12 protein-coding genes are annotated in these 13,211 nt (G+C 71.1%); 2 read left to right on the top strand and 10 right to left on the bottom strand.

The features are described from left to right. Positions 1–177 precede the first annotated feature (177 nt). From POF73_RS37945 to POF73_RS37925, 5 genes are all read right to left on the bottom strand, one after another. Positions 178–1,170, bottom strand: coding sequence for an aromatase/cyclase (locus POF73_RS37945; protein ID WP_443049710.1), 993 nt, complete (start codon positions 1,168–1,170; stop codon positions 178–180). A 78-nt stretch (positions 1,171–1,248) separates the two neighbouring features. Then, positions 1,249–2,037, bottom strand: a complete 789-nt coding sequence (gene fabG / locus POF73_RS37940; RefSeq protein ID WP_272123851.1) for a 3-oxoacyl-ACP reductase FabG — start codon at positions 2,035–2,037, stop codon at positions 1,249–1,251. Positions 2,038–2,091: 54 nt separating this feature from the next. Beyond that, on the bottom strand, positions 2,092–2,349 hold the full coding sequence (locus POF73_RS37935; protein WP_272123849.1) for an acyl carrier protein: 258 nt from the start codon (positions 2,347–2,349) through the stop codon (positions 2,092–2,094). A 65-nt stretch (positions 2,350–2,414) separates the two neighbouring features. Beyond that, positions 2,415–3,635 carry a ketosynthase chain-length factor gene (locus POF73_RS37930; RefSeq protein WP_272123848.1) on the bottom strand — a complete coding sequence of 407 codons (1,221 nt, stop codon included), beginning with the start codon at positions 3,633–3,635 and terminating at the stop codon, positions 2,415–2,417. Continuing rightward, positions 3,632–4,933 carry a beta-ketoacyl-[acyl-carrier-protein] synthase family protein gene (locus POF73_RS37925; protein WP_272123847.1) on the bottom strand — a complete coding sequence of 434 codons (1,302 nt, stop codon included), beginning with the start codon at positions 4,931–4,933 and terminating at the stop codon, positions 3,632–3,634. The genes POF73_RS37930 and POF73_RS37925 overlap by 4 nt, the downstream gene beginning before the upstream one ends. Positions 4,934–5,229: 296 nt before the next feature. Here POF73_RS37925 and POF73_RS37920 point away from each other — a divergent pair, with 296 nt between their 5' ends. After that, on the top strand, positions 5,230–6,462 hold the full coding sequence (locus POF73_RS37920; RefSeq protein ID WP_272123845.1) for a sensor histidine kinase: 1,233 nt from the start codon (positions 5,230–5,232) through the stop codon (positions 6,460–6,462). 12 nt (positions 6,463–6,474) lie between these two features. Here the strand turns inward: POF73_RS37920 and POF73_RS37915 are convergent, their stop codons facing one another. From POF73_RS37915 to POF73_RS37900, 4 genes are all read right to left on the bottom strand, one after another. Continuing rightward, on the bottom strand, positions 6,475–7,443 hold the full coding sequence (locus POF73_RS37915; RefSeq protein ID WP_272123844.1) for a Gfo/Idh/MocA family protein: 969 nt from the start codon (positions 7,441–7,443) through the stop codon (positions 6,475–6,477). Continuing rightward, the gene (locus tag POF73_RS37910; protein ID WP_272123843.1) at positions 7,436–8,836 is read right to left on the bottom strand and encodes an NDP-hexose 2,3-dehydratase family protein; all 1,401 of its coding nucleotides are present in this window, start codon (positions 8,834–8,836) and stop codon (positions 7,436–7,438) included. The genes POF73_RS37915 and POF73_RS37910 overlap by 8 nt, the downstream gene beginning before the upstream one ends. 44 nt (positions 8,837–8,880) lie before the next feature. After that, positions 8,881–10,185, bottom strand: coding sequence for a lipopolysaccharide biosynthesis protein RfbH (gene rfbH, locus POF73_RS37905; protein WP_272123841.1), 1,305 nt, complete (start codon positions 10,183–10,185; stop codon positions 8,881–8,883). Between the two features lie 102 nt (positions 10,186–10,287). Then, a complete protein-coding gene (locus POF73_RS37900) occupies positions 10,288–10,905 on the bottom strand; it encodes a dTDP-4-dehydrorhamnose 3,5-epimerase family protein (protein WP_272123840.1) in 618 nt (205 codons plus the stop codon). A gap of 150 nt (positions 10,906–11,055) precedes the next feature. Between POF73_RS37900 and POF73_RS37895 the strand changes: the two genes are divergently transcribed. Then, positions 11,056–12,120, top strand: coding sequence for an NAD-dependent epimerase/dehydratase family protein (locus tag POF73_RS37895; RefSeq protein WP_272123838.1), 1,065 nt, complete (start codon positions 11,056–11,058; stop codon positions 12,118–12,120). Here the strand turns inward: POF73_RS37895 and POF73_RS37890 are convergent. After that, complete coding sequence (locus POF73_RS37890; protein WP_272123837.1) at positions 12,095–13,138, bottom strand: methyltransferase; 1,044 nt, start codon at positions 13,136–13,138, stop codon at positions 12,095–12,097. The genes POF73_RS37895 and POF73_RS37890 overlap by 26 nt on opposite strands. Positions 13,139–13,211 lie beyond the last annotated feature (73 nt).

Genomic DNA, 13,211 nt, shown 5'->3' with positions numbered 1-13,211 from the left:
GATGACGTTTGCAACAACGACCCGTGTGTGCAAGTCCCGCACGGATTCCATTAACGGGCCGCGTCTTTCTCCAGGGCAGAGCCTGACGGTCGGACAGCCCCCGGAAGCGCGGAGCAGAACATTTGAGGCAGGCCGGGGGCGCGCTCGCCGGGGGAAGCGAGGATCCGGTTGTTCCGGTCATTGCGCACCGGGGCTTCCCGCACCGGCACTTCCTTCAAGAGCCTTCGCGATCTGTTCGGCGTATGCCTTGGCGTGTCCGAGCGTGGCCCTGCTGTTGGCCCCGAGTGCGTCCCGCACGTAGCGCCTGGCGTCGTCGACGGTGGCGTCGGGGCCGAGGACACCTTCGATGGTCGCGGGGTTGAGGACGACGGTGTGCTGCGAGGTGGCCGCGACGGCACCGTCCGCCTGCTCGTCGAAGGTCCACAGGCCGGTGTGCAGCGTCATCAGGGCGGGCAGCGTGACCTGCTTGTACGCGATCGCCCGGTGCGGGAAGGTCACCCGGTACGACTTGGTGGTGTGGGTGGAGCCGTCCTTGGCCCGGGTGTCCATATCCAGTGTCTGCAGGCCGGCGGTGTCCTCCGTCAGGCTGGTTCGAGCCACATGGGGGAGCCGATCCGGCCACCGGTGCGCCTCGTTGATGAAGGCGTAGACGTCCGCGACCTGGCCGTCGACCCGCACCGTGTCCTCGAAGGAGAGCGTCAAGTCACTTCCGGTGCGGGCGCGTTCGATGTTCTTCTTGAGTGCCGCGAGCTCTGTGCGGGAGTTGCGGTCCACGGCCTCGTCGATCCAGGCGAGGCCTTCGGGGTCGTCGTCGAGGGCGCGGTAGTCGTGCAGCAGCCGGACCCGGGCGGTGTGACCGGGCAGTTCCTCGATCACCCAGGCGCCTCCCATCGCGGCGACCGGCGGCGCCGGGATCTCCTGCCGGAAGGCGATACGGCGCCGCTCCGGCTCCAGAACCCGGAGCGAGGTCCAACTCTTGGCCTCGCCGTTGGCTGTGGCCCAGATGCGGATGCGTTCCTCGCGCTCGCCTCGCTCCACGTGCTCGACATGGATGGTCGGCGGGAAGATCCGGGGCCAGTTCTCCACCTCGGCGATCATCCGGTAGACCTCGTCGGCCGAGGCGGCCAGGGTGATCTCGTGCTCGACCTGGCGCCCGCCCAGGTGCGACATGTGCGTTCTCCTTGTCCGGTGGTGCTGGTCCGGCGGTCCTTGTGCTGGTGAGGCTTGTGGCGGTGGCGTTCGGGGTTGTCAGAAGTTGCCCAGGCCGCCGCAGACGTTGAGCGCCTGGGCCGTGATGGAGGCCGCGGCGTCGGAGGCGAGGTAACCGACCAGCCCCGCCACCTCGTCGGGGGTGGAGTAGCGGCCGAGCGGGATCTTGGCCTGGAACTTGTCGAGGATCGCGTCCTCGGAGGTGCCGTACGCTGCGGCGTATCCCGCGCGGACGCGCCGCGCCATCGGGGTCTCCACATAGCCGGGGCACACCGCGTTGACCGTGACGCCGGTCGGCGCGAGCTCGTTGCCGAGCGCCTTGGTGAAGCCGACGACGCCGTGCTTGGAAGCCGAATACGGGGCGCCGAGGACCACACCCTGCTTGCCCGCGGTGGACGCGATGTTGATGATGCGGCCCCAGCTCTTCTCCCGCAGGCCGCCGGTGTTCAGCGCCGCCCGGGTCACCCGGAAGACGCTGTGCAGGTTGGTGTCGATGACGTCGTGCCAGAGCTCGTCGGTGATCTCCGCCGTCACCCCGCCGCCGCTGCGGCCGGCGTTGTTGACCAGGATGTCGACGGTCCCGAAGCGGTCGGCGGCAGACCGTACGAACGTCTGGACGGCCTCCTCGGAGCGGACGTCGACGGCTGACCCCGCGACGTCCAGCCCCTCCTCCCGCAACTGCTTGACGGTCGACGCGACGCCTTCCGCACCGCGCGCGCCGAGGTAGACCCGATGGCCCTGAGCTGCCAGCAGCCGCGCCACGGCGAGGCCGATTCCGCTGGTGGCGCCCGTCACGAGGGCGACCCGGCGCTCGTCATGTGTCGTCATGGAATGTCCCTAGGGGGGTGAGGTGGCCCGGAGGGCCGGAGACATGGCTGGGGGTCAGGCGGACTGTGCGGACGCCAGTCGCGCGTTGACGGCTGTGACGAGCTGGGCGGGGGTGAGGGACGCGGGCACCACCTCGTCGTCGAGCTCGATGCCGAGCTCGCGCTCGATGCGGGTGTACGTCTCCAGCAGTGCGAGGGAGTCGTAGCCCAGTTCCTCGAAGGAGGCGTCGTGGGTGACGGGCTCGGTCTCGCCGGCGCCCGCCAGCAGAATCCGCACGAGATCGTCGAGAGTGAAGGGGCCTTCCTGGCTCATGGTTGTTCGTCTCCTTGAAAGGGGGGGTCGGGCAGGAGGAGGGGAGGTGCGGTGCGAGCGCGGAATCATTGCTGCGGCGCGCGCACCACCAGTGCGGAGTTGAAGCCGCCCTGCCCGCGGGCGACCACCAGTGCGGTCTGTACTGCGGCCGGCCGCGGCTCGCCCACCACCAGGTCGAGGTCGTACCGGTCCGACGGCACGGTGTGGACGGTCGGCGGCAGCACGCCGTCCCGGAAGGAGAGCAGGGCGGCGGTGACGTCCAGCGGGCCGGCGCCGGAGCAGAGCCGGCCGGTCATGGTCTTGGGCGCGGTGACCGGCACGCCGCGCGGCCCGAAGATCTTGGCCAGCGTCTCGGCCTCGGCGCGGTCCAGCTCCGGTAGCGCGGCGGCGTCGGCGAAGACCACATCGACCTCCTCTGGCTGCAACTCAGCGTCGTCCAGGGCGAGTTCGATCGCCTTGTGCAGCCCCGGGGGGCGGCCGCTGCCCGGCCGGGGGTCGAGGGTCGCCCCGTGGCCCGCGACCTCCCCGTACACGCGGGGCGCCCCGCGCCGCCGGGCGTGGTCCGCGTCCTCCAGGACGAGCAGGGCGCCGCCCTCCCCGGAGACCTGGCCGCGGGCCGCGTCGTCGAAGGGCACATAGGCACGCTCCGGGTCCTCGGCGGTGCTCAGCCGCCCGCCCGCGAGCTGGGCCACCCAGCCCCACGGGCAGATCGAGGCGTCCATCGCGCCGGAGACGACGAGCGGGGTGCCCTGGCGGATCTGCCGACGGGCCTGGGCGAGCGCGTCGAGGCCACCCGCCTGATCGCCGACGACCACGCTGCTCGGCCCGCGCATGCCGTTGCGGATGGAGAGCTGGCCGCTGTTCACCGCGTAGAACCAGGCGAATGACTGGTAGGCGCTGACGTACTGGCTGCCCTTGCCCGCCAGGGCCCGAAGTTCGTTCTGGCCGAACTCGAAGCCGCCGCTGGAGGCGGCGGTGATCACGCCCATGTCGAATTCGGGGAGCGCACCCGGATCCACCCCGGCGTCGCCGAGCGCCCAGTCCGCGGCCACCAGGGCGAGCCGGGTCACGCGGTCGGTCTGCGGCAGCAGCCGGCTCGGCAGCAGCTCCGCGTCCGCGAATCCGTGGATCTCCCCGGCGAGGCGGGCAGGATAGGACGAGGCGTCAAAGCGCGACACCTCGGCTATGCCGCTGCGGCCGGCCAGTGTGGCCTCCCAGTACGCCTCCGCACCGAGCCCGTTGGGCGCGGCGACGCCGAGTCCCGTCACCCATGTCGCCCCGGTCACCGGGCACTCCTTTCGGCATCGGCGAGCACCACCGCGCTCTGGAATCCACCGAACCCGCTGCCCACCGACAGGACGGCGTCGGTGCGCCAAGGACGCGCCGTCAGCGGGGTGTAGTCCAGGTCGCACTCGGGGTCCGGGGTGTGCAGATTGGCCGTGGGAGGCACGAGGTCGTGCTCCATGGCGAAGAGCGACGCGGCGATCTCGATCGAGCCGATGGCGCCGAGCGAGTGCCCGACCATCGACTTGATGGAGCTCACCGGTGTCCGGTAGGCGTGCGCGCCGAGGCTCCGCTTGAAGGCCGCGGTCTCGTGGCGGTCGTTCTGTTTGGTGCCGGAGCCGTGGGCGTTGACGTAGTCGATGTCCTCGGGGTTCAGCCGCGCCTCGTCGAGAGCGACGCGGATTGCCTCCGCCATCTCCCGTCCGTCGGGCCGCAGTCCCGTCATGTGGTACGCGTTGGAGCGGGTCGCGTAGCCCGCCACTTCGGCGTAGACGCGCGCACCGCGGCGGCGGGCGCTCTCCAGGCTCTCCAGTACGAAAACGGCCGCGCCCTCGCCCAGGACAAAGCCGTTGCGGCTGGCGTCGAACGGGCGCGAGGCGTGCTCGGGGTCGTCGTTGCGGGGCGTGGTCGCCTTGATGGCGTCGAAGCACGCCACGGTGATCGGCGAGATGGGGGCGTCCGTGGCCCCTGCGACCATGACGTCCACCGTGCCCTCGCGGACGAGCTGTGCCGCGTAACCGACCGCGTCCAGACCCGAGGTGCACCCGGTGGAGACCACAGTGCTGGGGCCCTCGGCGCCCACGGCCCAGGCGACTTCCGTCGCGAAGGAGCTGGGCACCAGGTAGTTGTACAGGTGCGGTACCGCGTACTCGTGGTCGACCAGCTCCAGGCGGCCGCCGTCGCTGACGGTCCGGTACTCCTCTTCCAGGCCCGTGGTGGCGCCGACCGCGCTGCCCATCGTCACCCCCACCCGGTGCGGGTCCAGGGCGGCGAACTCCAGGCCGCTGTCCGCCGCCGCCTCGCGGGCGGTGACCACGGCGAACTGCGCCGCGCGGTCCATCCGTCGGATCTCCTGCGGGCTCAGGCCCAGTGCCGCGGCGTCGAAGTCAACCTCGGCGGCGATCTGGGACCGGAACGGGGCCGGATCGAAGAACGAGATGCGCCGGGTGGCGGTCCGCCCCTCCGATATCAACTGCCAGAAGTCCTTGGCGCCCAGGCCGCCGGGCGCCGTGACGCCGACGCCGGTGATGACCACTCTGCGGCCGTCCCCAGACGCCACCGTCGGCGGGCTGTGTCTCATTGCATCTCCCTGGAGCACGGAAACGTGACGTGCCGCCGTCCCGGACGGTGGCATCCATGGAGGAAAGCTTGCGTACGCCGACTCGTGGGGCCGTCGATTCCGGCTCCAGTGGCAGTGGACCGGCCGCGGAATGTGGCGCTCAGAGAGCCCGCTGTGTGTCCGAACAGCTATACGGAGGCCCACATCTCACCCCAGAGCTAGTATCCCATTGGACGAAATGACAGCCGAAGTGGAAGACCATTGCGGGGCTCTTTCCTCGCAACCGCTTTGGCGGATCCGGACCACGGGGGCGAAGCGTGGGGAAAAGCAGGCGGATCGACAGACGCTGCGCGCAGGCGGTCGACGTCGTTCTGGGAGAACCGGCCGACCGGACCGGGCCCGGTACCACCAGACGGCCCGCACCCAGAACGGCCCAGACCATCCTGGTCACCGTGCTCCTCGGCTACTTCTGCGTGACCGCCTTCGACGTCATCAGCACCGGGCCGAGCGGTATCGAGCAGGCCGTGGCGGGGGCCGTCCTCGTGACGGCCTTCCTGCTCCAGCTGTACCACTCCCATCCCCGCGCCCGCGCCGCCCCCACCGCCTCGAAGGCGTTGACCCTCATCGCGCAGGCGGCCGCGACGTATCTGCCCCTGGTGTTCTTCCCCTGGGAGTGGGGGGCCATGGCCGGATTCCTCCCCGGATCGCTGCTGCTCCTGCTGCCCTCGCCCATCAACTGGGCGGCCTACGGCGTGGTCGAACTGAGCATGCTGGTCATGCCCGTCGACGGCCGGCACTCCGTGCTCGACGGCGTCTACCTCTTTCAGGCGACGCTGCTCACCGGGCTCGTGGTGTACGGGCTCACGCAACTGTCGGCGCTGGTGGGCGAGGTGCACGCGAGCCGTGGCGAGATGGCCCGGACAGCGGTCTCGCAGGAGCGCCTGCGCTTCTCCCGGGACCTGCACGACCTACTGGGTTACAGCCTCTCCGCCATCGCCCTGAAGAGTGAGCTGATACGCCGGATCGTCACCACTCAGCCCGAGCGTGCCACCGCCGAAATCACCGAAGTGCTCGACATCTCCCGTCAGTCGCTCGCCGACGTGCGCATGGTGGCGAGCCTGTATCGCGACATGTCGCTGGCCCAGGAGGTGGGGTCGGCCCGGTCCATCCTGAGCGCCGCCGATATCGAGGTGCGGGCAGAGATCGCCGAGGTGCCGATGGACCGCCGGACCGACACCGTGCTCGCCACGGTGCTGCGGGAGGCGGTCACCAATCTGCTGCGCCACAGCCACGCCTCTACCTGCTCCATCGATGTCACGCACCGGGCGGGCCGGGTGCGTCTGGCCATCACGAACAACGGCGTGCTGCCGCACTCCGGCCCCCCGGTTCCGCACAGCGGCAGCGGACTGGGCAACCTCGCCACACGGGTGCGCGCGCTCGGCGGCTGCCTGGAAGCACGGCTCTGCCCGGACGACGTGTTCCAGCTCGTCGCCGAGGTTCCCGGTGTCCCGAGCTCTCTTTGTGCCGGCCCCGAGATGTGCCGGCCCTGAGACCGGGCGGCGTCAGCTGCCCCCGGCGGCCCGTCTGATCTCGTCGAGGAGCGCCGCCTGGTGCAGACAGGAACGGTCGTCGGCAACGGCGTCGCCCCGGCAGGCGTCGACGAAGGAGCGTACGGTGGCGGCTACTTGGTCGTGCGGTTCGAGGGTCACCCGGCCCGGGCCGCCGGCGCGTTCCACCTCCAGGACGGGGTGTTCGTCCGCCGCCGGGGCGAAGGCACGGCCCACCCGGATGCGTCCCTCGCTGCCGCACAGCTCGTAGCCGGAGCGGTAGGCATGGTCCATGCCGAAGTCGAGCTGGACCGTGACGCCCCCGGCGGTGTACAGCAGCGCCGCCCCGGCCACGTCCACCTCACCGCTCCGGGCCCGGTGGAGCACCGCCCCGGCGACGCTCAGCGGCGTGCCGACGATCAGCTGGGCGGCCCGTACCGGGTAGATCCCCATGTCGAGCAGGGCCCCGCCGCCCAGGTCCGCCCGGTGCCGGATGTCGCCAACGGGTCGACGGGGCACGGTGAACGTGGCGGTGAACGACTGGAGCACACCGATCGCGCCCTGCGCGACCAGCTCCCGCACCACCGCGTGCTGCGGGTGGTGGACGAACATCACGTTCTCCATCAGGACGCGGCCGGCGCCGCGCGCGGCGGCGAGCAGCTCCCTGGTCTCGGAGGCGTTGGTGGCCAGCGGCTTCTCCGACAGGACATGCTTGCCCGCGCCCAGCGCCCGCCGGGTCCACGGAGCGTGCAGGGCGGCGGGCAACGGCACGTACACCGCGTCGACCTCGGGCAGGCCGAGGAGCGCGGCATAGCCGTGCACCGGGCGGCAGCCGTACTCCGCCGCCGTCCGCGCGGCCCGCTCCGGGTCGCGGCTGGCCACCGCGACCAGCTCGGCCCCGGGTTCGCGGGCGATCGCGGGCAGCATTCTGCGCCGGGCGATGTCGGCGCATCCGAGGATGCCTATGCGCAGCGGGTCAGTCATCGCCGCCCACGTCCAGCGCGTGGAGACAGGCCAGCAGCGTCCGCCCCTGGACATTGAGGTAGTGGCCGTGCCGGACCAGCGACGACAGCTGCCCCGGTGTCACCCACCGGTAGTCGTCCCCCGGGTCCGACGGCATGTCGTCGGGCGCTTCGATGATCAGGTAGCGGCTCACCGCGTTGAGGAAGCGGCCGCCCTCCTCGGAGTGCAGCGCCTCGTAGCGGATCCGCGCCGGATCGGCGGTCAGCACCGTGTCGAGGTGGCGGGGGCGGTCGGCGGGTGCCGCATCGGCGTAATTGCCGGGTGTGTACTGCACCGTCGGCCCCAGCTCGACGGTGTCCAGGAAGCCGCCTTCCACGCGGGCGTGCGCCAGCACATGCGTCCGGCCCTCGATGCGCCGCGATAGGAAGGCCACGACGCCCGGTCCGCGCGGCGCGAAGAGCGGCTGGGTCCAGCCGGTCACCTCGCGGTTGCCGGCCTGCACAGCGAGGGCGACGACGTCGAAGAACCGGCCCTGCTCGTGCTCGACGGCACGGTCCGTGCGGATCCAGCCGGGCAGCCCGGCGAGGGGGACGCGGGTGGCGTGCACGTCGTGCCGGGCCCGCACGTCGGTGAACCAGGACAGCAGGTCGAGGTCGCTGTGGAGGGCGCGGTCGTCGGCCCCGTCCGGGGTGTCCACCGGGGCGCAGGCCAGGACCGTACGGGCGTCCATGTTGACCACGTTGTCGTGCCTGAGCAGGCGGGCGAGCTGCCCGAAGGTCAGCCAGCAGAAGTCGTCGTCGGCAGGGACGTCGCCCACCGCCTCGACGATCATGTTCCGGTTGCGCTTGCGGAAGAACCAGGAGCCGTGCTCGGACTGGAGCGAGTCGGCGAGGACGCGTCCGCGCCCGGGCCCCACGAAGTGGCCGAGGTACTTGACCGCGGCGCCCCGGTGCGCCTGGGTGTAGTTGCTCCGTGTGGCCTGCACCGTCGGCGACAGCTGGAGCAGATTCGGGTTGCCGGGCTCCATCTTGGCCTGCATCAGACAGTGCAGCACCCCGTCGAACTCCTTGACCAGGATGCCCAGAATGCCGACCTCCGCCTGGCGGATGATGGGCTGATGCCACTCCTGGCCGGTGCTGCGCACGGTGACGTGGAGGCCCTCGACGCTGAAGAAACGGCCGCTGTCGTGCACCAGGTTGCCCGTGCTCTCCTGGAAGGACCAGCCCTGGAGCCGGGCGAACGGGATGCGCTCCACATGGAACCGGTGGGCCCGCCGCCGCCCGGCCAGCCATGCGGGGAACTGGTCCGTCGGCAGCGCGGCCCCGTCCGTGGCGCCCGCCGACTCGGCGATGCGCCGCGCCGCGGTGCCGTGCCGCGCGGTCAGTGCGTGTGGTGTCCGTGTCTCCGTCACCATGGCGCTTCCTCCTGTCGTCGGCGGGATCGTCCGTACCCGGCCGGTCAGCCGTGCGCGGCGACGAACTCCCGGATCGAGCTCACGATGTAGTCGAGCATCTCGTCGGTCAGCCCCGGATAGACGCCGACCCAGAAGGTCTGCTCGGTGATGATGTCGCTGTTGGTCAGCTCCCCCACCACCCGGTGCGGCCGCCCGACATAGGCGGGCTGCCGGGTCAGATTGCCGGCGAACAGCCGCCGGGTGCCGATCCGCCGCCCCTCCAGGAAGTCCACCAACGCCGCCCGGGAGAACGGCGCCTGCGGATCCACCGTGAGGACGAAGCCGAACCAGCTCGGATCGCTGCGTTCGGTCGCCCGCGGCAGCAACAGCCAAGGGACCCCGTCGAGGCCGTCCCTGAGCCGGCGCCAGTTGCGGCGGCGGGCCGTACAGAAGTCGTCGAGTTTGCGGAGTTGGCTGAGGCCTAGCGCGGCCTGCACATCGGTCGCCTTCAGGTTGTAACCGACGTGCGAGAAGATGTACTTGTGGTCGTAGCCCGCGGGCAGCGTGCCCATCTGGTAGCTGAACCGCTTGAGGCACTTGTTGCTCTCGCCCGGCTCGCACCAGCAGTCCCTTCCCCAGTCGCGCAGCGACTCCACGATCCGGGCCAGCGCCAGGTCGCCGGTCAGGACGCAGCCGCCCTCCCCCATCGTGAGGTGGTGGGCAGGGTAGAAGCTGACAGTGGTGAGGTCGCCGAAGGTGCCGGTGAGCTTGCCGTCGTAGGTGGAGCCCACCGCGTCGCAGTTGTCCTCGACGAGGAACAGATCGTGCTGTGCGGCCAGTTCGGCGATCTCGGTGACCGGAAACGGGTTGCCGAGCGCATGGGCGATCACGATGGCCCGGGTGCGCGGGCCGATGGCCGCCGCCACCCGGTCCGCGGTGGTGTTGCAGGTGGCCAGGTCGACGTCGACGAAGACAGGGACGAGACCGTTCTGCAGCAGGGGGTTGACGGTGGTCGGGAAGCCCGCCGCGACGGTGATCACCTCATCGCCCGGGCGCAGCCGCTGCTCGCCCAGCTGGTGCGAGGTGAGCGCGGTGACGGCGAGCAGGTTCGCGGAGGAACCGGAGTTGGTCAGATGCGCCTTGCGGCGCTTCATCTTGCGGGCGAAGAGCGACTCGAACCTGCGGGAACTGTGCCCCGCGGCGATCCGCAGGTCGACCGCGGCCTCGACCAGCGCGGCCCGGTCCTCCTCGTCAAGTACCGCCCCCGACGGCCAGATCTCCGTGACTCCGGGAACGAACGGCCCCCCTTCTTCCTGCTCCCGGTGGTAGGTGCGTACGTCATCGAGAAGTCGTGCCTTGCGGTCGCTCATCGCTGTCCACGTTTCCTTCCTGGCCGCCAGTAGACGGCTGCGTCCCAGCAGCCCGGCCAGCTTGCGGCGGGGGACTCGAAGCCGCCTCGACCGTCGGTGGGATCACACCGCGCCGCGCCGGTTGCCGGCGTACAGCGCCCGGCACGCCTCGTACGTGGCGAGCAGCCCCCGGTCTGCGGCTTCGGCGAGGGTCGGGGCCCCGGCGTCCTTCCCCGACAGCCGGGGCGGTGCCCCGTCGAGTCCGAGGTCCCAGGGCAGTGCCAGGTCCGGGTCGAAGGGCTGGATCTCGAACTGGGTGCCGGGGACGAACTCGGTGGAGCACAGATAGCTGACGCAGGAGTCGTCGCTCAGCGCCACGAATCCGTGTGCCAGTCCCTCGGCGACATACACCGCGGTGCCCTCGTGGGCATCGAGGACCGTGGTGTCGTACACCCCAAAGGTCGGTGAGCCCAGCCGCAGGTCCACCACGATGTCGAGCAGGGCCCCGCGCACACAGGTGACGAACTTGGCCTGGCCCGGCGGGATGGTGACCCCGTGGATACCGCGCAGCGTATGACGCCTGGACGCGGAATAGTTGACCTGTGCCGGGGTGAAGACGTGCCCGGTCTCCTCGGCCAGCAGGTCGTGTCTGTACGACTCGAAGAAATAGCCCCGTTCGTCGTGCAGCCTGCGGGGCCGGCACCGGTAGCAGTCAGCGATTTTGGTCTCCCCGATCTCCATAGCCCCGGGACCGTACGGAGCTGCGCTAGAGGCTCGGTAGCAAGAGCCGCATCGACCGCGAATTGAGCCGGGCTGTGGAGCATGGGCCCGCACCCGCCGGCGCACGGCTGACGCGCGGCCCTTGGGGTGCACAGGTGAAGGGTGTGAACGATGGCTAAGGTCGAACGGGGAGACGGTGCGCCAGGGGGTCGCGAAGGGGCCCGCTCGGTCGTGGTGGCCGGCGGCACGGGGTTCGTCGGACGCCATGTCTGCCGGGCGTTCGCCGCGGCGGGCTGGCAGGTTACCGCGCTCGCCCGCAGCCGCCCGCGGCGGCGGGTCGCGGCGGGGGACCTGCGGCTGCTCGACATCGGCGCGGCGCCGACCGCTGCCATCACCGAGCTGCTCGCGTCGGTCGGCCCGCACGTCGTCGTCAACGCGGCGGGGGCGGTGTGGAGCACGACCGAGGAACAGATGGTCCGCGCCAACGCCGATCTGGTCGGAAAGCTCACCACGGCGATGTCCGCGCTGCCGTGGCGCGGACGTCTGGTGCAGCTCGGCTCCGTCCATGAGTACGGACCCGTCGCCGAGGGGCACCTCATCGTGGAGACCACCCCCGAGCGCCCGGTGTCCGTATACGGCAGGACGAAGCTGGCCGGAGCCCGGCATGTACTCGACGCGGCGGCGCGCGGACAGCTCGACGCCCTCGTGCTGCGCATCGCCAATGTCTCGGGCCCCGGCACACCGCGCGGCAGCCTGCTCGGTATGGTCGCCGCTCATCTGGCCCGCCCGGCCGGGCTCGGAGGCACCGGCGGCGACGGCGGTGAACTGCGGCTCTCCCCACTGCTGTCGACCCGGGACTTCGTCGATGTGCGCGATGTGGCGGCCGCGGCGGTGGCCGCCGCGGGCAGCGGGGTGAGCGGCCGGGTCGTCAACATCGGCAGCGGCCGGGCAGTGCAGGTGCGCACCCTCGTCCGGCGCCTGATCGAGCTGAGCGGCCGTGAAGTGCGCCTGGCCGAGGACGCCCCGCCGCCCCGGCGCGGCGACAGCGCCGAGTGGCAGCAGCTCGACATCTCGGCCGCCCGCACCCTGCTCGGCTGGCAGCCGGCCAGGGACCTTGAGCAGTCGCTGCACGATCTCCTCGCGGCCGCCATGGCGGAGGCCGCCGGCACCTGCGCCGACGGCCCCGGCCGGCTACCCGGGGGCACGGATTTCAGCGGGCCGCCGTCGCCTCGATGACGTGGTAGTTCGGCAGGTACGGCAGCGGAACGGTCTTTTCGAGCCGGAGTCCGGCCGCGGCGAACAGCGCGGCATACTCGTTCTCGGTGCGCTCCTTGCCGCTGAGACAGAGCAATTGGATATCGCTGATCGCCGCGTACATGAGCGCCGTGGAATTCCCGTCGTCATCCCATTCGGGCGCGAGCGCCGCCACGACGAGCACCCGCCCCCCGTCGGCCATCGATTCCCGGCAGTTGCGCAGAATGCGCGTGCACGAGGCGTCGTCCCATTCGTGCAGGACGTTCTTCAGCAGATAGGCGTCCGCGCCCGCGGGCACCGTGGAGAGAAAGTCGCCCGCCTCGCCCGTGCACCGGTCCGCCACCCCGGCCGCCCTGGCCAGCTCCGGCACCCCACGCACCGCCTCCGCGGTGTCGAAGACCACCCCGCGCAGCTTCGGGTGCGCCGCGGCGAGCGCGGTGAGCGTGGTGCCGTCACCGCCGCCGACATCGACCAGGCGGTCCACCGCTCCCCAGTCGTAACTGTGCTGGAGCAGCGGCAGGAGCATATGGGTGCCGGCCCGCATGGCGCCGTTGTAGGCGCGGGCGTACGCCACGTCCCGCTCGAAGTAGGCAAAGAACGGGTCACCGCTGACCTGCTCGAACGCCGTACCGCCGGTGCGCACCGTCTCCTCCATGGCGCCGAAGGCGCGCCAGGTGAGCGGATCGCCGTAGAACCGAACCAGGTCGGCGATGCCACCCGGCGCCCCGTCGCGGAGCTGGCCGCCCGCGCCGGTCAGGGACCAGGTGTCCGCGCCGTCCCGCCGCACCACGCCGAGGGCCGCGAGGGCCCGCAGCAGCCGGTGCAGCGCGGCCGGGTCGGTCTGCGTCCCGGCCGCGAGGTCCGCCGTGCTCCGCGAGCCGTCGCCGACGGCTCCGGGAATTCCGAGACGTACCGCCGTGGCGAATACGCGGAAGGACAGGACATCGAATATCAGCGGGGCGAAGACCGCGGCGGCATTGTCGTGTTCGGATTCGGTCATGGGATTCCTCCGTTGTCGGACGTTCTCAGGACCGAACCGTAGGTACGGCGACTCAAGTCAGGCTCAAGCGGGC

The sequence above is a fragment of the Streptomyces sp. HD genome (assembly GCF_028369295.1).
Taxonomy (GTDB): Bacteria; Actinomycetota; Actinomycetes; order Streptomycetales; family Streptomycetaceae; genus Streptomyces.
Note: the sequence above shows the minus strand (reverse complement) of the source record. Positions and strands in the feature narration are given on the sequence as shown.